Origin of the sequence: Sphingopyxis sp. L1A2A (assembly GCF_005502465.1) — a bacterium.
In the GTDB taxonomy this organism is placed as follows: Bacteria; Pseudomonadota; Alphaproteobacteria; order Sphingomonadales; family Sphingomonadaceae; genus Sphingopyxis.
In genome coordinates, this window is sequence record NZ_SCOT01000004.1 from 103152 (window position 1) to 123387 (window position 20236).

Annotated in this window: 17 protein-coding genes; 12 read left to right on the forward strand and 5 right to left on the reverse strand. The window is 59.0% G+C overall.

The annotated features are described in order from the left end of the window. Positions 1 to 354: 354 nt before the first annotated feature. From FFS68_RS04260 to FFS68_RS04270, 3 genes are read right to left on the reverse strand one after another with little or no spacing between them, the layout of a single operon-like run. Positions 355 to 1818, reverse strand: a complete 1464-nt coding sequence (locus FFS68_RS04260; protein ID WP_037557608.1) for an efflux transporter outer membrane subunit — start codon at positions 1816 to 1818, stop codon at positions 355 to 357. Between the two features lie 7 nt (positions 1819 to 1825). Beyond that, positions 1826 to 3397, reverse strand: a complete 1572-nt coding sequence (locus FFS68_RS04265; protein WP_137752007.1) for an MDR family MFS transporter — start codon at positions 3395 to 3397, stop codon at positions 1826 to 1828. Then, positions 3394 to 4521, reverse strand: a complete 1128-nt coding sequence (locus FFS68_RS04270; RefSeq protein WP_037557697.1) for an HlyD family secretion protein — start codon at positions 4519 to 4521, stop codon at positions 3394 to 3396. The genes FFS68_RS04265 and FFS68_RS04270 overlap by 4 nt, the downstream gene beginning before the upstream one ends. A gap of 131 nt (positions 4522 to 4652) precedes the next feature. Between FFS68_RS04270 and FFS68_RS04275 the strand changes: the two genes are divergently transcribed. From FFS68_RS04275 to FFS68_RS04285, 3 genes are all read left to right on the forward strand, one after another. Further along, entirely contained in the window at positions 4653 to 5141 is a 489-nt protein-coding gene (locus FFS68_RS04275; RefSeq protein ID WP_052182484.1) for a MarR family transcriptional regulator, read from the forward strand. Between the two features lie 5 nt (positions 5142 to 5146). Further along, positions 5147 to 6736 carry an AarF/UbiB family protein gene (locus FFS68_RS04280; RefSeq protein WP_037557607.1) on the forward strand — a complete coding sequence of 530 codons (1590 nt, stop codon included), beginning with the start codon at positions 5147 to 5149 and terminating at the stop codon, positions 6734 to 6736. Positions 6737 to 6799: 63 nt separating this feature from the next. Continuing rightward, positions 6800 to 7570 (forward strand): NUDIX domain-containing protein, encoded by a 771-nt coding sequence (locus FFS68_RS04285; RefSeq protein ID WP_037557695.1) that lies wholly within the window; start codon positions 6800 to 6802, stop codon positions 7568 to 7570. Positions 7571 to 7741: 171 nt separating this feature from the next. Here FFS68_RS04285 and FFS68_RS04290 read toward each other — a convergent pair whose 3' ends face one another. Beyond that, a complete protein-coding gene (locus tag FFS68_RS04290; protein ID WP_081933243.1) occupies positions 7742 to 8068 on the reverse strand; it encodes a 2Fe-2S iron-sulfur cluster-binding protein in 327 nt (108 codons plus the stop codon). 30 nt (positions 8069 to 8098) lie between these two features. After that, complete coding sequence (locus FFS68_RS04295; protein ID WP_037557605.1) at positions 8099 to 9361, reverse strand: cytochrome P450; 1263 nt, start codon at positions 9359 to 9361, stop codon at positions 8099 to 8101. Positions 9362 to 9547: 186 nt separating this feature from the next. On the opposite strand from FFS68_RS04295, the gene FFS68_RS04300 reads away from it, so the two are divergent. Genes FFS68_RS04300 through FFS68_RS04340 form a run of 9 tightly spaced genes read left to right on the forward strand, consistent with a single transcriptional unit; the run spans position 9548 to position 19775 of the window. Beyond that, complete coding sequence (locus FFS68_RS04300; RefSeq protein WP_037557604.1) at positions 9548 to 10288, forward strand: FCD domain-containing protein; 741 nt, start codon at positions 9548 to 9550, stop codon at positions 10286 to 10288. A 42-nt stretch (positions 10289 to 10330) separates the two neighbouring features. Beyond that, entirely contained in the window at positions 10331 to 11473 is a 1143-nt protein-coding gene (locus FFS68_RS04305) for a nitronate monooxygenase (RefSeq protein WP_037557602.1), read from the forward strand. Positions 11474 to 11498: 25 nt separating this feature from the next. After that, positions 11499 to 12689 (forward strand): transporter, encoded by a 1191-nt coding sequence (locus FFS68_RS04310; RefSeq protein ID WP_037557601.1) that lies wholly within the window; start codon positions 11499 to 11501, stop codon positions 12687 to 12689. Then, positions 12686 to 13147: an OB-fold domain-containing protein gene (locus FFS68_RS04315; RefSeq protein ID WP_037557599.1), complete on the forward strand. Its 462-nt coding sequence runs from the start codon at positions 12686 to 12688 to the stop codon at positions 13145 to 13147. Before FFS68_RS04310 ends, FFS68_RS04315 begins: the two co-directional genes overlap by 4 nt. A 7-nt stretch (positions 13148 to 13154) precedes the next feature. Beyond that, positions 13155 to 14405: an acyl-CoA dehydrogenase family protein gene (locus tag FFS68_RS04320; RefSeq protein ID WP_037557597.1), complete on the forward strand. Its 1251-nt coding sequence runs from the start codon at positions 13155 to 13157 to the stop codon at positions 14403 to 14405. Then, positions 14405 to 15496, forward strand: a complete 1092-nt coding sequence (locus FFS68_RS04325; RefSeq protein ID WP_037557595.1) for an acyl-CoA dehydrogenase family protein — start codon at positions 14405 to 14407, stop codon at positions 15494 to 15496. The genes FFS68_RS04320 and FFS68_RS04325 overlap by 1 nt, the downstream gene beginning before the upstream one ends. 57 nt (positions 15497 to 15553) lie before the next feature. Next, positions 15554 to 17167: an acyl-CoA synthetase gene (locus FFS68_RS04330; protein WP_037557593.1), complete on the forward strand. Its 1614-nt coding sequence runs from the start codon at positions 15554 to 15556 to the stop codon at positions 17165 to 17167. Continuing rightward, positions 17164 to 18801, forward strand: a complete 1638-nt coding sequence (locus FFS68_RS04335) for an NAD(P)/FAD-dependent oxidoreductase (protein WP_052182483.1) — start codon at positions 17164 to 17166, stop codon at positions 18799 to 18801. The genes FFS68_RS04330 and FFS68_RS04335 overlap by 4 nt, the downstream gene beginning before the upstream one ends. Then, complete coding sequence (locus tag FFS68_RS04340; protein ID WP_037557592.1) at positions 18798 to 19775, forward strand: alpha/beta hydrolase; 978 nt, start codon at positions 18798 to 18800, stop codon at positions 19773 to 19775. Before FFS68_RS04335 ends, FFS68_RS04340 begins: the two co-directional genes overlap by 4 nt. The last annotated feature ends 461 nt before the right edge of the window (positions 19776 to 20236 follow it).

Consider the following 20236-nt stretch of genomic DNA (forward strand, 5'->3'; position numbering starts at 1 on the left):
GCAGCAAGTCTCCAACCGGTGTCGGGAGAGCGGATCGCCCGTGGCAACTTCCTCTCCCATAGCCCGTCGTCGAGCGGATCATGCCAGCAAGCGGGACCACTGACCCCACACATTTAACCATGCCGATCCACACATCGCGCCTTGCCTCAATGACATTATGTAGACGTCAGCGTAGCGTTATATCAGGTCGCTTGCAAGGAGTATGCTGCGCACAAATCGGCCGACAGATCGTTTGAATAAGCACAGGATACTCTTGCTAAGGTTAGATAAAATTGTCAGGTGAAATCCCTATGAGATTCTTTCTGAACCGATATCGCACCTTGGAGTTTATATTAACAACACTCGTAGGTGACATTAAATCTTTGCTTGCATTTGCCATCCCAGGCCGAGTGATTTTTGCAGGGCGATCCATGACAGCGTGAGCGCCGCCTTTCCCCGGACGAGGTCGGTTGCCGCCTGCTCCTGTTTGCGAAGCGTGCGATTTAGGTCAGCGCGCGAGATCACTCCGCCGGCAAATCGTTGTCGATCAAGATCGGCTGCGCCATCTGCCTGGGACTTGATCTGCGCGAACGCCACCAGGGCAGAGCGCTGCTGGCCAAAGCGCGACAACGCGCGCTCGGCGTCCTGAAGTGCAGAAAGCACTGTCTGTCGATAGTTGGCAACCGCCTCGGCACGGGCGGCGCTCGCCTGATCGACCGAGGCATCGACCCTTCCGAAATCGAGGAAGTTCCACTGCAGCTGCGGAATAGCGAGAATTGACGGGTTGCTCACATCAAAGAGATCGTCTGGCGACGTTCCGCCAAGTCCCAAGATTCCCATGAATGACAGCTTCGGAAATCGTGCGGCCTCCGCAACACCGATCCGAGCCGTTGCTGCCGCCAGGCTGCGTTCGGCCGCGCGGATGTCGGGCCGACGTGCGACAAGGTTTGAGGGGTCGCCCACCGCGACCTGTTCCGGCGGGAGGGGAACATCGAAGATCTGTTTCAGCGCTTCGTCCGTTGTCCCTGGGATCTGCCCAGCTAAAATGGCAAGCGCATCGAGCAATACCGCCGTGTCAGCTTCGGCCTCGGCGAGCTGAGACTTGAGCAACTCGAGCTCGGCATTTGCATTGCCGAGAGGGAACAGGGGCAAAACGCCTTGCTGATACCGTTGATAGGTTAGCGAGAGGATTTGATGCTGCAACTCGCACTCGGTTCGGTACGCTTTGGCTCGAAACTGGGCCTCGCGCAGGTTGACATAGGCATTGGCGACTTCGGCGGTCAGCTGGACCTTGGCATCCTCCACATTGGCAACCGCTGCCGCTGCCTGAGCGTTGCCGGCCTCGATCCGTCGCTGCGTTCCTCCTGCGAAATCCAGCTCCCAGTTAGCGTTGAGCCCGAGATTGTAGACACTGAGGCTATCATCCGCCTGTCCCTGCGGACTAACAGGCGCGCTCGCCGAAGGCGGGGCACTGTTCTGAATATCAAGGCCCGGCAAGCGGCCCTGAATAGCCGTCGCCTGGGTTCCAAGCGTCGGAAATCTTCCGGCCTTCTCCTGTCTCACGGATGCCCGCGCCTGCGCGATCCGCGCTTGCGCAGCCTGAAGCGAAGGATTGTCCGATAACGCGGCCTCGATAAGCCTGTTCAATTCCGGATCGTTCAAAAGGAGCCACCAATCTGCCAGCTCGGGCTCGGCATCGCTGACGTTACCGCCGGCACGGACAAAGCCGTCATTTCGGTTCGCCGAGAATACTTCTGGAGGCCCGGCGTAGTCTGGGCCCGCGACACAACCGGCCAGCAGAAACGAGGCGAGAAGCGATATTACAGATTTTTTTATCATATCAGGCTCAGTGCATCGAAAGGGAAACATTCCTGGGAAGCGGCTTCAAAAAGATGACCAAAGGAACGGTCATCAAGGTTAGGACGCCCATCGCCAAGAACACATCATTGTAGGTCATTACGAACGCGTCCCGCTGGATGGTCCGGCCTAGCATCGACATGGCACCCTCCATCCCGCCGAAGCTTTTCGCGAGTTCATCAAGATAAATCTGGAGCGAAACACTGTTGGCATTCAGCGTTTCTTCCATGCGCCGGCTATGGTGCCAGATCCGCTGGTCCTGAAACGAAGCCAGTCCGGCCAAAGCGAAAGATCCTCCGAGATTTCGAGCGGCGTTAAAAATACCGGAGGCATCGCCAGCATCTGTATTTGCCACTGAGGCTACGGTAGCCTGGTTCAGGAACATCATGGACAGAATCATGCCAACACCCCGAATAAGCTGGCTTTCGATGAATACGGCGCCCCCGGATTCCGCGGTGAGGCTTATGCTGACGAAACAGCTGGCCGCCATCAGAAGCATTGCGACTCCGACGGCAATGCGGATGTGGAGCCTACGGATCATTAAGGGCAGGATCGGCATAAGCACAAAGGCCGGAATACCCATCCAAAATATAACGAGCCCGGTTTGAAAAGCGTTATAATCCGATATGATCGCAAGAAATTGGGGAATGACGTAGGTCGAACCATACATCACCATTCCCAAGGCGAGAGCCATCACCGCAACGCTTCCGAATTGGCGATTGAGAAGGAGGCGGAGTTTCAGGACGGGCTTGGACGCATTCAGCTGCCCGTAGATCAGTGAAGCGAAACCGATGACGGCAATGAGGGCCAGCCAGCGAATAAGAGCGGATTCAAACCATTCCTCGCGATGCCCCTCCTCAAGCAACACAGTCAAAGCGCCCAACCCCAGAATCAGGCCGGCAATGCCCGCCCAATCAGCATCGGTCAGATACTCCCACTTCGGCTCTTCGTGAGGAAGCCCGACGAATAGCAGCAGCAGCAGCACAGCGCAGATTGGAACATTGACAAAGAAGGCATAGTGCCAGCTCAAATTTTCGGTCAGCCAGCCACCGATCAGCGGCCCCATGACCGGACCCAGAATCACTGTCATGCCGAACAGCGCCATGCCGATCGGCTGTTGATGGGGCGGCAATCTTTTCGCCACGATGGTCATCGCAGTCGGTATCAGCGCACCACCCATGAAACCCTGACCCGTGCGACCGATGATCATGGTCGTGAGGTCGGTCGCCATACCGCAAAGAATTGAAAAGCCGGTGAACGCGGAAACCGCAATGATGAGCAGATTTCGCAGTCCAAAAAGGCGTTCAAGCCAGGCGCTAAGCGGAATTACCACGATTTCGGCTACGAGAAATGCGGTGGCAATCCAGGTTCCCTCGGTGCCGCTGGCTCCGATTTCGCCCTGGATCACCGGAAGCGCGGAATTGACGATAGAGATATCGAGTGTTGCGAGCATGGCGCCAAGTGCGCCCGCTGCGACCGCTATCCACGCGGTGATATCGGCATTCCGCCTGTCTGCAGTCGGAGTACCAGAGGCGCTGTTCGATGCCAACTCGGCGGTCATTTGTCGGTACTCGAGATCTCTTTCAGCTCTCCGGCAGCATTTCGCGTGTCGACAACTGCCACAACCGACATGCCCGGGACGAGCAGACGACGCACTTTGGGCGAGGCTATTATCGCGATACGAACCGTTATCCGCTGAACAATCTTGGTGAAATTCCCTGTGGCGTTTTCGGGCGGCAGGATTGAAAATTCTGCTCCGGTTCCGGGGGAGATGCTCTCAACGCGTCCGGCAATCTCAAAGTCGGGAAGTGCGTCGACCTCGAGCTTGACCGGTTGCCCCGCCCGCAAAAGGCCGACCTGCGTCTCCTTGAAATTAGCGATGACGTAGATTTCGTTTACCGGAACCACCGTCATCAATCGCTGGCCGGGCTGAACGAATTGGCCGACCCTTACTGTTAGATCGCCAACGCGACCTCCCTTGCTGGCTCGCAGCAGGGTCGATGTGACATCTAGGTCGGCCGCTTCCAGCTGCGCGCGGGCCGCGTCAGCTTGGGCTTCGGTCTGGTCGATCTGTTTGAACAAGGTGGCCCTCCGACCGTTGGCGGCAGAGACTGCTGCCTGGGCAGCAACAAAGTCGGCGTGCGCTTGCTGCGCCTGTGTCTCATATTGTTGAAGCTTTTCTCGCGGCTCCGCACCGGTCGCGGCGAGGGGGCGATACCTCGCTACCTGCTCATTGGCGAGGTCGAGCGCCGCGCGCTTGGCGGCGAGTTGGGCCCGCGCCTGTCGAATCGCTGAGTCCTGTTCGGTTACTTGCGAGCGGATTGTGTCGGCGCCGGCCAGCGTCGCCGCAATCTGCGCACGCGCCTGTTGCGCCTGGGCTCTATAATCTCGCACATCCAGTTGCACGAGCGCCTCGCCGGGACTGACCCACCCGTTCTCAGAGACGAGCACCGCGTCCACGTATCCGGCCACTTTTGATGAAACCACAACGCTGTCGGCCGCGACATAGGCGTTGTCGGTCGACTGCATGTACTGCCCATAGGTGACATGCCTGTAATACCACCAACCACCTGCAATCAGCGCAGCAGTGATGGCTATGATGAGGATGAGGCGAAATTTGGGTTGCGATTTCAGGCTGGATGCGGGCGCGCGATCCTGTTCCCGCTCATTTGGTTCGTCGGTCATCTGCCTCTTTCGAAGGATTTTGGACATGTGCTAAGTCGCTTCATGGCGTGGCGTAGACCGTTCCATCCAGTTAGTAAAATCGTTTAGTAATTTGCGTTTTGGCATTCCCACGAAACGGACTAGGCAGCGGTATGAACGCAAATCTCGACACAATGCCGCCACGGCTTCGCGAAGGCGCCCTCACCGACGACGACCGTATGCTATATTTGATGGACGAGATTAGTCGGGGGGCGAGGCGCGCTTATGACGCACGGATTGCCAAGAGCGGCCTCAATCAGACGCAGTGGCGCATCATCGGACAACTTCTCCGCGAACCATCGTTGACGCAGGCCGGAATTGCCAAGCGACTAGAGTTGGAATCCGCCACGATCGGTCAAGCCGTCGCTGGCCTTTGTGAGAAAGGATTGATGGAAAGGCGACGAGCCAAAACGGACGGCCGGGCATGGCAGCTCATCCTGACCCAGGAGCTCGACAGGTTGTTGCCCCAACTGAGAGAATCCGCGGACGGGCTGCATAGGGTCTTATGGCGGAACGCCACGCGCGACGAAAAACGGACGTTGCTGGACATTCTTGTGCGGATTGCGTCGAATCTCGATCAGAGCCGGACCGATGCGGAATAGGACATATGCCTGGGTTCCGAGATAAACCGATAGGAGACATCGCACGCGCCGCCGAGATAGGACAGATTCTTGTCCGGCACGGCGCCAAAAGCCTGGCGGGCGCGCTCGGCGTCATTCCGCATCCTGCCAATTCAATCGATCCAGGTGAATTGCGGCCGGCGGCGGTCGTCGCACTCCTGCGCGACATTGGTCCGGTCGGAATAAAGCTTGGACAGCTGCTGGCGACGCGCAGCGATCTGTTTTCCAGGTCCTGGATTGCTGCCTTCGCGACGCTCCACGATCAGGTTTCTCCGGTGCCATTCGAAGAAATCGAGCCCATCCTTGCCGCAAGCTGGGGAGCTGACTGGCGAGGGGAATTCACCCAATTCGATGAACAACCACTGGCTTCGGCTTCGGTAGCGCAGACCTACTCTGCTTCGCTGCTCGACGGCGCCGGCGTTATCATAAAGGTGCGGCGTCCGGGCACTGCTGCGCGAATGGAGGCCGATGTGCGGCTGCTGTCGCGCCTCGCCGCCGTTGCCGAGGATCGATCCCCTGAAATCGCCCGCTATCGCCCCGTAGAGTTCCTGCGAACCTTTGGCAGAAATCTTGCCTGGGAAATGGATCTGGCAGCCGAAGCTCGTGCATGCGAGCGTATCGGTGGCTATCTTGACACGCTTGGGATCAAGACTCCAACAATTCATTGGGAACTGACGGGGATACGGGTCAACGTCCAGGAGCGGCTGTATGGAACGCCCGCGTCTGCGCTCGAGGCCGGCTCGACCGACCCACGCGTGGCGGCGTTCGCGAGACAATATGCGAATGCAGTCCTGCGCATGATCATTCTGAATGGCGAATTCCATGGCGATCCGCATCCGGGCAATGTTTTCCTTATCGGGGAACAGGATGTGGGCTTTATCGACTTTGGATCGGTCGGCACTCTCACGAAGGCGAGACGCGAGGAGCTGGTGCGACTTGTCATGGCTATAGCCGACGAGGACACAGCCGACGTCGCGAACGTGTTGCTCGAATGGGCCGGAAATCCAAAAGTTGACCGTGATGGGCTCACCCAGAATTTGGACCAGCTGATAGGTGAATTCAGAGGAACCGTCCTTTCGGGGATTGAGTTCTCGCATATTTTCAGCCGCGTGTTCGATCTCCTGCGAGACTATCAGCTCGCACTTCCGCCTGATCTGGCGATCCTTCTTCGAACATTGCTCACGGCGGAGGGGTTTGCGCGTTCCTTTGCGCCTGGTTATAATATTGGGGAGGAAACACGCCCCATCATGTTGGAGCTGTTCGCGGAAAGATTCTCTCTCGGCCGAAATCAGCCCAATCTAAAAAAAGTTCGCCGAAAACTCCTCGCCTTGGCGGCGGTCATGCCCGACCTTCTCGATAACGCCGCCGTGATCGCCAAGTCCGGGTACGTGCCTGTCCAGATCGATCCGGCCAGTTTTGAACGGCTTGCAGCCATTCGCCGCGCGAGCCAGCCTGTCAAAGGTCCTGTGGCGGCCGCACTTATCGTCTCCGCGGCGCTGCTTGCGAATCAGTCCTGGGTGCTTGCAAGTGTTGCACTGGCTCTTGCCGGGTTGGTTCTTCTGCGCAAATGGCGATAAGATCGTTGCTCAGCCTGAACGGGCCAGCGTCCAATATCAGGCCAATTCAAACTGGAGTTTATGATGACCCTGCAGAAGCCAGTCAATCCGGTCCCCGCAGCCACCATGCTGTTGCTTCGCGACGAGCCGGAGTTCCAGGTGCTGATGGTCAAGCGGCATCACCAGATCGATTTTGCATCCGGCGCGCTGGTCTTTCCGGGTGGAAAGCCTTCTGCTGCCGATGAAGCGCCTGAATGGGCCGATTATTGCAGGGGTTGGAAAACGCTAGATCCTACGCAGCGCACCCTCCGGATTGCCGCGATTCGTGAAGCCTTTGAGGAAGCAGGCATCCTGCTGGCCGATCATCGCGACGGTAGCGAGTTCGAGGATATTTGCGATCTTGAAAGCCGCAAAGCCGTCGAGCGAGGCGAGCGCGAATTTTTCGACATTGTGCGTGAGGCCGATGTGCAACTGCGCCTTGATCGCCTGAGCGAGTTCGCGCGGTGGATCACGCCCAGCTTTATGCAAAAGCGCTTCGACACTCATTTCTTCGTCGTTCGCGCCCCAGAGCGCCAGATCGCAGCATGTGATGGATATGAAACCGTTGATGCGGAATGGCTTTCGCCAAGCAAAGCCCTGAAACTGGGTGTCAGCGGTGAACGAACGATCATCTTTCCTACGAGATTGAACCTGCAACTGCTAGCCGAAGCTGCGAGCGCAGACGATTGCGTCGCGCGGGCCAAGGCTCGCGAAATCGTGCCGGTCCTTCCAGAAGTCATCCAGCGAGACGGCACGAACATCCTCACTATTCCCGCCAACGCGGGATACGGCGCAGCGTATGAAATTTTAAGTTGAAAGGCACTGTTGGCACGCCCCCCTCGACTCGCGGGCGCACGAGAGCTAGGTCAGCACAGATCCGCCATTTGATGCTGGGACCTCTGAAAGGTAGCGAGTACCTCCTGGTTGAGCTCTACTCGCGATTTCAGACAGTCGAGCGTCGTGTGAAACACGCGTCACGCAGGCATGTCAGTATTGCTGCTCGGGAACATGCAGAATCAGACCTTCCACCAAGGGCTCGATGGGAATCTGGCAAGCGAGGCGACTATATTCGTTCGCCCCTTCCGCAAACTGCAGGAGGTCTGCCTCCGCACCGCCTTCGGCCAAGCGGCCGACCTTGTCGATCCAGGCCGGATCCACAAACACATGGCAGGTTGCACAAGCGCACACCCCGCCGCAATCACCGTCGATGCCCGGCACATCGTTGAACAGCGCCGCTTCGCGCGCTGTCTCACCTTCGGCTATGTCGACTGCCCTCCGCGTTCCATCGCTGGAAACGAACGTCACTTTGACCATATCAAGCTCCGCTTTTTTTGAATCAGCCAATCAGCGGGCGTGGAGCCTCACCGGCAGTTTCGTAATCCCTCGCACTAGGTTCGAGAACAGGCGCTCGGGTTCACCGGTCACTTCGATCTTCGCGAACCGCTTGTGGATCTCTTCCCAGATGATCCGTAGTTGCAGTTCTGCGAGCCGGTTGCCCATACAGCGATGAATGCCATAGCCGAAAGACAGATGATGCCGTGGGTTCTTACGGTCTATGATGAACTCGTCCGCCCTGTCGATGACCGTCTCGTCGCGGTTACCCGACAGGTACCACATCACAACCTTGTCGCCTTTTCTGATCTTCTTGCCGCCGATCTCCCAATCTTGCAGCGCCGTGCGGCGCATATGGGTCAGCGGTGTCTGCCAGCGGATGATCTCTGGCACCATGCTAGTGATGAGCCCAGGATCGTTATTCAATTTCAAATACGCGTCCGGGTTCTGGTTCAGTGCCAGGACACCACCGCTGATCGAGTTGCGCGTGGTGTCATTGCCGCCCACGATAAGCAGCAAGAGGTTGCCCAGAAACTCCAGGAAGGGCATGTCCCGTGTCGCCGGAGAATGCGCCATCATGGAGATCAGGTCATTCTTCGGCTCCGCATTGATGCGCTGCTCCCACAGACCCTTGAAATACATTGCGCATTCGATCAGCTCTGCGCGCCGCGCCTCATAGGATGCGACGATCCCAGTTTCAGGGGCGGCCGTTGTGACGTCGGACCAGCGCGTGAGCTTGCGGCGTTCCTCCCACGGGAAGTCGAACAGGGTCGCAAGGGTCATTGTGGTCAATTCGACCGCCACCTTATCAACCCAATCAATATCTTCGCCGACCGGCAAGTCGTCGAGGATTTGGCATGCTCGTTCGCGGATAGTTGGCTCAAGCAGCAGCAAGTTGGACGGCGCGACCGCACCAGTAACGGCCTTTCGTTGCTGGTTGTGCTTTGGTGGGTCCATCGCGATGAACATTTCAAGTTCAAGCGCGCTTTTCGCCGAGTGCATGTCCTCGATGGCGATACCGCCGAGCTTCGCCTCTGACGAAAATACCTTATGGTTGGTGTCCACGGCCATGATGTCGTCGAACTTTGTAATCGACCAATATGGTCCGACATAGCTTTCGCGGCAGTAGTGGACCGGCTCCTCTCGGCGAAGCCGCTCGAAGAACAGGCCGACCGTGTCTTTCTGGAAAAGGCTCGGACGCGCAACATCAATCTCGTCGATCGGGATGAAAGCGACCTTTTCGCGGATATTCGGCTCCACCATGTCGGTATCCATGTCGCGCCCTTCGTCGATAACAGCACAATTGCCCTACTTGAAATCGTAAATCCCTTCTGAGGCTCAGTCAATAATGCTTATAAGGTTTTATCATTTTTTTGCATCTGAAACATTTTTATCTCACGACCATGGACATAAACGGAACTTAAATCTTATAAGGCTTCGTGACAGGGGTGAGGCAGAGTGATGTTGCTGAAAGTCGAAAACGCGAAGAAAGCTAAGCGCGCACTCTCGCTTGCCCAGCACATCGTTCGCGATATCGAGGCAGGTGCACACGCCCCGGGCGACAGGTTGCCGCGTGAGGAAGAAATGCTTGCGCGATATGATGTCGCGCGAGCGACCTTGCGCGAAGCGCTCCGCTTCCTTGAGCTCCAGGGCGTTATCCATCTTCAGCTGGGCCGTAGCGGCGGTCCGGTGGTTGCGCGTCCGCAGACCGGCGACTTTGCAAACAGTCTCTCGCTAATTCTGCATTTCATGGACGCCGACCTCAGAGGCCTGCTCGAACTACGTGAAGCGATCGCCGCGGATGTTGCCGCCTACGCCGCCCAGCGCGCGACTACCGGCGACCTGAGCGCACTCGCCGATTGCCTCAAAGAGCTGGAACGAAATGAAGCCGGAGGCCAGTTCGAGGAACTGAACCGTCGTTTTCATGACCTTCTCGGCTGGGCCAGCGGCAATCCATTGTTCGGGCTATTAACGTCGACGCTGCATTTAATTACGCGCGAATTCTCTCACTCACTTGGCTATTCGGCGCAGGAGCGAGCGGTCCAATTGCGATTCCTCCGCCGTGTCCTCGAAGCAGTACGCACCGGGGATTCCGAAGCGGCGCGTCAGGCCATGGCCCGGCTCGTCTCGGGATCCGCGTCCTATCTGGCAGAGCGAAGCCCCGAGCTTGTATCCCAGCGTGTCAGGTGGGGGCAGATTTAGAAAATTGCGTCTGATCGGGCGCGGAACGGAGAGGGTAGGATAATGGCGCTGAAGAGCCCTGTTTGCAAAATTCTCGGGATCGAATATCCGATTCTTCTGGCTGGAATGGGCGGGGCGAGCGTGCCTGCACTCGCTGCCGCGGTGTCGAACGCAGGCGGACTTGGTGTTCTCGGCGCTGCCGCATGCTCGCCCGACCAGTTACGTAGCTGGATCAGGCAAACCCGCGAGATGACCGACATGCCTTTTGGGGTCGATACCTTGCTGCCGGCGTCTGTCAGGCGCGGTTCGGCGCCGGAGAGCGGAGGTGTAGCAGAAAACCCCCTGGCTTTGCTCGGCGAATATCAGGAGTTCACCCGCGAATTCATGGAGCGCGAGCATTTGCCCGCAGTGGACGCCGCCACGGCGATGCGCGCGGCGGGCGCCCCGGACATGGGCAAGGGCGGACTGCAGCTGTTCTCGCGGGAGTTCTTCGAAGCGCAGATGGAAGTAATCATCGAAGAAAAAGTGCCGGTCTATGCCGCAGGCCTTGGCAATCCCGAACCGTGGATGGAACGCCTTCATGCCAATGGCACCAAGGTCATGGCGGTGATCGGAAAGGTCAAGCACGCCCTGCAGGTAGTGGAATCGGGTATCGACCTGATCGTCGCGCAGGGTCACGACGGCGGCGGCCACAACTCTCCTGTCGGAACCTTCTCGCTGATTCCGCAAGTGGTTGATGCAGTCGGCGATCGTGTTCCCGTAATCGGTGCGGGAGGAATAGCCGATGGTCGCGGAGTCGCCGCAGCGATGATGCTCGGCGCCCAGGGGGCGTGGATCGGATCGGCGTTCCTCGCAACCGACGAAGCAGGTATCGAACAATTTCAGAAAGAAGCCATCACCGAAAGCGGCGATGCCGATACGGTGGTCAGCCGATCGCTAACGGGCAAGCCTGCCCGGATGATTCGGAACAAATGGGCCGATGCTTGGGTGGCGGCCGGCAAAGAGCCGCTTCCGATGCCTTATCAGTCGATGGTTTCGGGGCCTGTCATGGCTTCTGGCATCAAGGCCGCACGCAAGGACATCATGCCCGGCTTCGCAGGCCAGGGGATTGGTCTGATCGATGCGATCCGCCCAGCGGCAGTCGTGATGCGCGACCTTATAGAGGGCGCGGAGAGAGCATTGGCCGGCGCCGGAACTCATTTCTGACCGGCGAGCGAGACAGGGACGCGGCATGAATCTTTCATCCACCCTTTCCTTTGCCGACAAGGCAGCAATCACCGGGGTCGGCCAGACCGATTTCGTCAAGGGCACCGAGCGGACTGCAGTGGAAATGATGCTCACCGCCTCGCGCCGGGCCATCGCGGATGCTGGACTGAAACCCTCCGATATCGACGGCATGGTGCCGCCGCCAATCTATACGACGTCGGAGGAGATGGCCGCCAATCTGGGCATTGATGTGCTGCGCTATGCGGCAACCGTGCACATGGGCGGCGCCAGCCCGACAACGGCACTACAGAATGCCGCCATGGCGATCGCCTGTGGTCTATGCGATCATGTGCTCGTGACACTGGGCTGGAACGGCTATTCCGCTCTCAGACCTAAGCCGGGCGCCCCGCCCACCCGGCCGATGAACATGAACACCCTGACCAATACGATCCAAGGCTACTACAGCCCCTACGGCGTATTGTTGCCGGTGCAGATGTACGCCTGGCTGGCGACCCGTCACTCGAAGCTCTACGGCGTTGGCGAAGATGCGATGGCGGCCGTGGCGCTCGCCTGCCGCCGTCATGCGCAATTGAATCCACGCGCCTTTACCTATGGCCGCGAACTCGACGCGGAAACCTATTATTCGGCGCGCTGGATATCTGAGCCGTTTCGCCTCTACGATTGCTGCCTCGAGACCGATGGCGCCTGTGCTGTCGTCCTCTCGCGCATGGACCGTGCCAAAGACATGCCGCATGTGCCCGTCAGCATCGCCGGCGCGGCCGAAGGCCATCCCTATCCCGCCGACGACATCCCTTCCCGCCCCGACCCCTTCAAGATCGGCCTCAGCGATGCCGCCCCGCGCGCATTCGATATGGCGGGCGTCACGCGCGACGACATGGACTTCCTCCAGATCTACGATTGTTTCACCTATATCGTTCTGCTGCAGCTCGAATCGCTCGGATATTGCGAGCCTGGCGCGCAGGCCGAATTTGTCGCCAATGGCCAGATCGAGCTGGGCGGGCGCTTACCGATCAACACCCATGGCGGCTTGCTTAGCGAGGCGCATGTCTGGGGTCTCAACCATGTTGTGGAAGCAGTACGACAGCTGCGCCATGACTGCGGCGAGCGTCAAGTGATCGGAGCCCAGACCGGCCTTGTGACAGGCTGGGGAGACCTTGGCGATGGCAGCATCGCGATCCTCAGGAGGTTTGCATGAGCGACGAGCATGATGTGCCTCCCAAGGCGCGGCCCTCCGCGCAGGCAACGCCGGCCAAGCCGCAGCCGCGGCCGCAGGACCCGATCGAACAGGAGTTCTGGAGGCTGTGCCAGGACGGTCAACTCTATTTCCAGCGTTGCGGAAGTTGCGGCATCTTTCGCCACCTGCCTCGCTACATGTGTGCACGATGCGGCTCGCCAGACTATTCCTGGGAACCCAGCAGCGGCAAGGGCACGCTTTTTTCCTGGACCGTGACCCATCAGGCGCTGCACCCCGCTTTTGCCGCCGACGTCCCGTTCGTGGCTGCCGTGGTGGAACTTGAGGAAGGCGTGCGCATGGCCACGCGCCTCGTGGATTGCGAGCGTGACATCCTCGCACTCGATCTGCCGGTCGAACTCGATTTCGAAATGATCGGGGGGGACTTTCGCCTTCCTGTTTTTCGTCCGCGTGAAGGGTAGAGACGACATGGATCTCGACTACGGCCCCCAATATGACGCCTTCCGCGCGGAGATCCGCGCCTTCATCAATGCGCACAGACATTTGGCGCCACCCTCCGCCACCCGGTTCTCCCGGCCCTCAGCCGAAGCTATCCGATGGCAAAAGCTATTGATCGAGCACGGCTATACGGCGCGCACGATACCGGCCGAATATGGCGGCTACGGAGCGGCGCCGGATATACTCAAATCGCGCATTATCGCGGAAGAGTTTTCGCGAGCTCGGCTTCCGAGCGGCTTGGCGAACCAGGGCATCTCAATGCTCGTCCCGACTTTGCTCGAGTTGGGCACCGATGAACAGAAGCGGCGGTGGATCGCAGCAACGCTGACGGGCGAAGTCGTGTGGTGCCAAGGATATTCCGAACCCGGTGCGGGATCGGACCTCGCCAACCTCAAGACCAGCGCGCGCATCGAAAATGGAGAATTCGTTATAAATGGCCAGAAAATCTGGACCAGCACCGCGAAGCAAGCCGACATGATCTTTTGCCTTGTGAGGACCGAACTCGAGGCCTCGAAGCATAGCGGTATCTCTTATCTGATTTTCTCGATGGACATACCGGGGATCGAGGTACGCCCCTTGAAGACGATGACCGGTCACGCCGAGTTCAACGAGACATTCTTTACTAATGTGCGGGTTCCGGTGGACCAGATCGTCGGCCAGCGAGGACAGGGCTGGTTCGTCGCGAACGCAACGCTTGGCCACGAGCGCGGAATGCTGGGCGATCCCGACGCACTCGAGAACCGGCTGCAGGCATTGATTGGCCTGATGCAGCAGGAATCCATCGGCGAAGGTCGGGCGATCGACAATGCGGTCCTGCGCGACCGGCTGGTGGCGCTCCAGGCCGAAGTGACGGCGATGAAATGTAATGGAATGCGCATTCTATCGAACAGCCTCAAGGGCGAGCCTGGCGGCATGGCGAAGCTGATCGTCAAACTGCAGAGTTGCGAGGTCGCGCATCAGATCTCTGCGCTGGCGATCGACGCGATGGGCGAGATGGGCATTTTGTATCACCGCAGCCCGCGGGAACGAGACGGAGGGGCTTGGCAATGGAACTATATGTTCCAACTCGGCCTCATAATAGGTGGCGGCACCGCGCAGATCCAGAAGAACATCATCGCCGAACGTGGCCTAGAGATGCCGCGCGAGCCGAAGCTGGCGCGGATTTCCGACGAAGCGAAGGGAGCGGCAGGCATGCAGACCGACAGGCAGGGAGCGGCGTGATGGACTTCGGCCTTTCGCAGGATCAGCAGATACTGCGCGACGCAGTTGCGCGGTGTCTTGCCGATACCTCCCCGCTTGAGCATGTCCGCGAATGTGCCGGGCGCGACAACCCGTTAAGTGACACTATTTTCGGAGCCCTCCACGATCTGGCGGTCCCAGCCATGCTTGTCCCCGAAGAGCATGGTGGCCTAGGCATGACCCTTCTCGACGCTGCGGTCGTGGCGGAACAACTCGCCTATGCGGTCACACCAGCGCCATTTCTAGCCAGCGTAGTTCTCGCCCCGATCGCGCTGAGCGAGGCAGGAACTAACAAGCAAAAGTGCCAATGGCTTCCGAAGATCGCGCGTGGCGAGGCCCGTATCGGAGTCGCGATTTCCGCGACGGTCCAGGCGCGCGACGGCGCGGGAGTTCAATTCGTCGAAGGGAAGCTTAGCGGCACCGCCCTGTTCTGCCTCGATTTCGAAGGCGCGGACGCGTATCTCGTAGCGGACGCCGGTGGCAGGCTGCACCTCGTCCCAGCCCTAGCATCGGGACTCAAGGCGACCCGCCTCACCACCATCGATCGCACGCGCAGCGTGGGAGAATTGTCCTTTGCGGCTGTCGAGACCGATCCGCTTGCCGACGACGGCGGCACAGCATCGGCTCGGCTGCGCGATGCTGGCCGCGTGATCCTTGCCGCCGACAGCTTAGGCGCAGGGCAGGCCATGATTGAAAAGGCGGTCGATTATGCTGGTCAGCGAGAGCAGTTCGGCCGCCCTATCGGCAGCTTCCAGGCGGTAAAGCACATGTGCGCCGAAATGGCCGCACGCCATGAACCGTGCCGCGCGCTGGTCTGGTACGCCGCCCATGTCTTCGATGCGCTGCCGGAGGATGCATCTCTCGCGGCTTGCCATGCGAAATCCCTCACGGGCGACGTCCACCGATTTGTCGCCCGCACCGCCACTGAAGTGCATGGCGGGATGGGGTTCACCGATCTGCTCGGCCTGCACTACTGGTTCAAACGGATCGGCTTCGATCGGCAGGTCTTGGGTGGCCCCGAAGCGGTGCGAGCCGAGGCAGCGGCTCTGCAGGGTTGGACGAGAGCAGCCTGATAGTAACGGGAGTCATGCGCCCCGATGCTGCGGCCCCGTCCAGAGAGGAGAATCAATGTGATCGACTGGAATCTCGGGGATATTCTCGACGCGATCGAGCCCTTCATGCCCGAAGATGCGCCGGCTCTGATACATGGAGACCGGATCGTCACCTGGCCCGAGATGTCGGCGCGCTCGAACAATATCGCCCGCGGGTTGCGCCAACGCGGCATCCGCGATGGCGCGAAGGTCGCCTTCTATATGCGCAACCGACCCGAATATGGCGAGTTGATGGCGGCCTGCTTCAAGGGGCGTTTGACGCATGTGAACATCAATTACCGTTATCGGGCCGAAGAGGTGTTTTATATCTTCGACGATTCCGACAGCGAGGTCATCGTTTACAGTTCGGAATTCCGCGACACTATCGTCGAACTCAACGACCGGCTTAGGAAGGTTCGCACCTTCGTCGAAATTGGCGAGCTGTCTTCAATCGCGCCCTTTGCGATCCACTATGAGACTCTCGCGCAAGAGGGGGACGGATCGGCGCTCGGCATCACACGCTCGCCCGCCGATCTGCTTTTCATCTATACGGGTGGTACGACCGGAATGCCCAAGGGCGTGATGTGGCGTCATGATGACATGCGCAAGGCCCAACTCGACGCACAGAAGTTGCTCGGCCCCGTTCCAGAGACACTCGAAGAAAATGTCGCGCTGATCGCCCGCGAAGGCCCGGGCAGGCGCACGCTTTCCTCTTGCCCGCTGATGCACGGAACGGGCTTTATCACTGCGATCGGCACGCTGATGTCTGGCGGCGCGATAGTTACGTTGGAGGCATGGTCTTTCGATGCCGAGGAACTGTGGGATACGGTGGAAAGGCACAAGGTGGAAGGTATAGCGATCGTGGGCGACGCCTTTGCCAAGCCAATGCTTTCCGCGCTCGACGACCACCCTGGCCGCTGGGATACCAGCAGCCTCGTTACAATCCTCTCTTCCGGTGTGATGTGGAGCAAGGAGGTCAAGTCCGGCCTGTGCCGGCATATTCCGCAAATCGTACTGATGGACAGTTTTGGCGCATCCGAAGGCCTCGGCTTCGGCCTTGCCGTCACCACTGCGGAGGGCGGCACGAACACCGCGAAATTTGGGATCGGCGAGTTCTGCGATGTTTTCGACGAAACCGACCAGAAAGTCGAACCGGGGAGCGGCGTGCCGGGATTTATCGCCCGGAAGGGTGCGATCCCCATAGGCTATTACAAGGACCCCGAGAAATCCGCGAAGACGTTTCGCACGATCGATGGGGTGCGCTATTCCATTCCGGGCGACTGGTGTCGGGTAGAAGCCGATGGCAGCCTGACCTTGCTCGGCCGCGGAAGCGTCTGCATCAACACGGCGGGAGAGAAAGTTTATCCCGAGGAGGTCGAGGAAGTGCTCAAGACCCATCCCGCCATCGGGGACGCGCTGGTCGTAGGCGTGCCGGATGATAAATGGGGCCAAGCCGTAACCGCGATCGTCCACCTCAACGACCACGCCCAGTTCGACGAACAAGCGGTCAAAACCCATGTGCGCGCACATTTGGCGGGATACAAAACTCCCAAGACCATAATTCCGACAGACATCCCCATGCGAGCCTCGAACGGCAAGGCCGATTATGCAACGGCAAAAGCGATTGCCGAACGATCGAATGTCGCGACGTGAGATCGACTGGCTCTCCCGATTACGATGCCGTGATCGTCGGTGCAGGCTTCAGCGGCATCTATCTGCTGCACAAATTGCGTGACGCCGGGTTCAAGGTGCTGCTGGTAGATGCGGCCGCCCAGCCCGGCGGCATTTGGTACTGGAATTGCTATCCCGGTGCCCGCGTGGACTCGCAGGTACCGCTCTATGAGTTTTCGATACCCGAGGTTTGGAAATCATGGGCCTGGAGCGAGCGCTTTCCCGGATGGAAGGAGCTCAGAGCCTATTTCCGGCATGTTTGCGATACGCTGGGCCTTTGGCCGCTTATGCGGATGGGATCGAGGGTCCAAAGCGCAAGGTTCGATGAAGAGGGACGACGGTGGCGCCTGCAGCTTGAGGGCGGGGAAGGAATATCGACACACTTCCTTCTGCCCGCTTTGGGATTCGCATCGAAGCCGTATATTCCCGATATGCGAGGAATCGCGGCGTTCGAAGGCGATTGGTGTCACACGGCGCGATGGCCGCAACAGGGTATCGATCTTTCGGGCCGCCGGATCGCCGTCATCGGCACTGGTGCGAGCGGAGTGCAGATCGCGCAGGAGGCCGCCAAATGCGCAGAAAAGCTGACCTTGTTTCAGAGGACTCCTATTCTGGGCCTGCCCATGCGCCAGGAACGGCTTACCGAAGACATTCAGCAGCGTGATAAGCAGGGCTATCCCGCCATTTTTGTTCGGCGCAAGCGAACGAACGGGGGATTCGAATGCCAGTCGCTTGACATCTCCGCGCTCGATGTAGACGCCACGACGCGCAACAACCATTTCGAGACCCTGTGGCGGCAGGGCGGCCTCAAATTCTGGTACAACAACTTTGCCGACATACTGACCAATCGCGAAGCGAACCGCTACGCCTATGAGTTCTGGCGCAAAAAGGTTCTCGCGCGGATTATCGACCCCGTTCTGGCCGAGAAACTTGCGCCTGCGGAGCCGCCGCATCCTTTCGGCACGAAAAGACCCTCGCTCGAACAGGGATATTATGAAATTTTCGAGCAGGATAATGTCGCGCTGGTCGATCTGAAGGCAAACGCGATCATCCGTATCGAGCCCCAGGCCATCAAGATGGAAGACGGTGAGGTCGAATGCGATCTGATCATTTTTGCGACCGGCTTCGATGCCGGGCGTGGCGGGTTGATCGACATGAACATCACCGGGAGGGAGGGGCTTCCCCTTTGGCAGGCGTGGGAAGACGGTGTGCGCGCCTATCTCGGCATGGCGGTGTCGGGTTTTCCCAACATGTTGTTCGCTTATGGTCCTCTCAGCCCGTCGGGTTTCGCCAATGGCCCGACAAGCGCGGAAATACAGGGCGACTGGATTTGCGATTTCATGGTCTGGTTGCGTAGGAGGGACATCGATCTTTTCGAGGGCAAACCGGCTGCCGAAACTGGCTGGACTGAAATGGTTGCCGCGGCTGGCGCGATGACGCTCTTTCCCGAGGCGGCCTCATGGTACATGGGCGCGAATATTCCGGGAAAGAAGCGCCAGCTCATCAATTTTCCGAGCGTGTCTGGCTATGCCGCGCTCTGCGACGAAGAGGCGGCCGGCAGCTATGCTGGCTTCGCTTTCGAAAAACTCACACGCAAGGACGGCCCAACAATATGAACGAGGCGGTAAAGATTGAAGATTGCCCCGAGGACATCGACGCTCTCTGGGCGGGCGATGGTTCGCATCTGCCCGAATGGTTCGTTTCCGCTCTCAGGGTGCCGCGCGAGGAAGGCTATGTAGAGATCGAGGGTGCCAAAGCGCATTACTTTCGCTGGGGCGACCGGGCGAAACCCAAGGTACTGATGACGCACGGTTTTCTCTCGCATGCCCGCTGCTTTTCCTTCATCGCGCCGTTTCTGGCCGAAGATTATGATGTGGTGGCCTTCGATCTTGCCGGCATGGGCGACAGCGAAATGCGAGGGCACGCCGACCCCTTGGCCAGGGGGCGCGAGTTCGGCGAAATTGCCGAAGCGCTTGGACTGTTTGCGGATGGCCACAAGCCCACGATCATTGCCCACAGTTTCGGTTCTGGCGCAGCGTTGACGGCCGTCACCCAATCGCCCGATACCTTCTCCGGCATTGTGGTTTGCGACCTGATGGTCATGCGACCTGCGCTCTTGCAAGCGTATTGGAATCTCCGCCGCGCCAGCCCCGGATCCGGCGACCCGGACAAAGCCAAAAGTCGCTATCCCAGCTACGACGCGGCGCGCAGTCGATACGTCCTTTCCCCACCCCAGCCTGTCGGTGAGCCATTTCTTTTGGACTATATGGCCTTTCATTCTCTGCGGCGTGACGGGGAGGGTTGGACGTGGAAATTCTCTCCCGAAGTGTTCCGGAGGAGCAACCGGCCCGACGAGTGGCTCACCATCGGCGAGCGCCTAGTGAACGCGCCGGGCCGCAAGGCTATCGTTCACGGCGAGGAGAGCCAGCTCTTCAACCGGGATTCCGTGGCATATGTTCGTGAACTGGGGGGAGGAGCCATTCCGATCATTGCCGTGCCTCAAGCCCGCCACCATCTGATGCTCGACCAGCCGCTGGCCTTTGTCACCGCGTTGAGGAGCCTTCTCCGGCTTTGGGAAGCGCCGACTTGAGCAACGTCTAGCGCGATTTTATGGTTGCATGCGACCGTAATGGCGATGCGAGAATTGCCGATCCAACATTTAGTTAAACGATGAGGCCTCTTTTGCACAGCAAGACATAAATACTAAGGCCGAGGCAGAAATAACCAAGCAGAGTTCATATGTTCTGTTTAGATCTTCTTCTCTTGCCTGTGTTGCTTGGCGCCACAAAGAAATCTATCGTGGCACAGTTGGTCGATATGCCTTCCGAGGCAAACAGCAAGGCAAGGTCATGGAGCCACAAAAGGCTGTCCAGCTTCGGCGGGACATGCGCTCGGGATCGGGCGTGCCGTACCGCAGCCGCATCCAAAAGTCGTCGGCGCGCGCTCGACCGTGCCAAGGCTGAAGCGCTGACAGCAAGCATCGGATGTATAAACTGATTTCTTCGGATCTGAGATGGAACACCTCCCAGCGCCCCGAGCAATATAATAAAG

Bases quoted from the DNA above. Each gene is read 5' to 3' on its own strand.
- FFS68_RS04260 (WP_037557608.1), bottom strand. From the start codon at position 1,818: ATGATAAAAAAATCTGTAATATCGCTTCTCGCCTCGTTTCTGCTGGCC.
- FFS68_RS04265 (WP_137752007.1), bottom strand. From the start codon at position 3,397: ATGACCGCCGAGTTGGCATCGAACAGCGCCTCTGGTACTCCGACTGCA.
- FFS68_RS04270 (WP_037557697.1), bottom strand. From the start codon at position 4,521: ATGACCGACGAACCAAATGAGCGGGAACAGGATCGCGCGCCCGCATCC.
- FFS68_RS04275 (WP_052182484.1), top strand. From the start codon at position 4,653: ATGAACGCAAATCTCGACACAATGCCGCCACGGCTTCGCGAAGGCGCC.
- FFS68_RS04280 (WP_037557607.1), top strand. From the start codon at position 5,147: ATGCCTGGGTTCCGAGATAAACCGATAGGAGACATCGCACGCGCCGCC.
- FFS68_RS04285 (WP_037557695.1), top strand. From the start codon at position 6,800: ATGACCCTGCAGAAGCCAGTCAATCCGGTCCCCGCAGCCACCATGCTG.
- FFS68_RS04290 (WP_081933243.1), bottom strand. From the start codon at position 8,068: ATGGTCAAAGTGACGTTCGTTTCCAGCGATGGAACGCGGAGGGCAGTC.
- FFS68_RS04295 (WP_037557605.1), bottom strand. From the start codon at position 9,361: ATGGATACCGACATGGTGGAGCCGAATATCCGCGAAAAGGTCGCTTTC.
- FFS68_RS04300 (WP_037557604.1), top strand. From the start codon at position 9,548: ATGTTGCTGAAAGTCGAAAACGCGAAGAAAGCTAAGCGCGCACTCTCG.
- FFS68_RS04305 (WP_037557602.1), top strand. From the start codon at position 10,331: ATGGCGCTGAAGAGCCCTGTTTGCAAAATTCTCGGGATCGAATATCCG.
- FFS68_RS04310 (WP_037557601.1), top strand. From the start codon at position 11,499: ATGAATCTTTCATCCACCCTTTCCTTTGCCGACAAGGCAGCAATCACC.
- FFS68_RS04315 (WP_037557599.1), top strand. From the start codon at position 12,686: ATGAGCGACGAGCATGATGTGCCTCCCAAGGCGCGGCCCTCCGCGCAG.
- FFS68_RS04320 (WP_037557597.1), top strand. From the start codon at position 13,155: ATGGATCTCGACTACGGCCCCCAATATGACGCCTTCCGCGCGGAGATC.
- FFS68_RS04325 (WP_037557595.1), top strand. From the start codon at position 14,405: ATGGACTTCGGCCTTTCGCAGGATCAGCAGATACTGCGCGACGCAGTT.
- FFS68_RS04340 (WP_037557592.1), top strand. From the start codon at position 18,798: ATGAACGAGGCGGTAAAGATTGAAGATTGCCCCGAGGACATCGACGCT.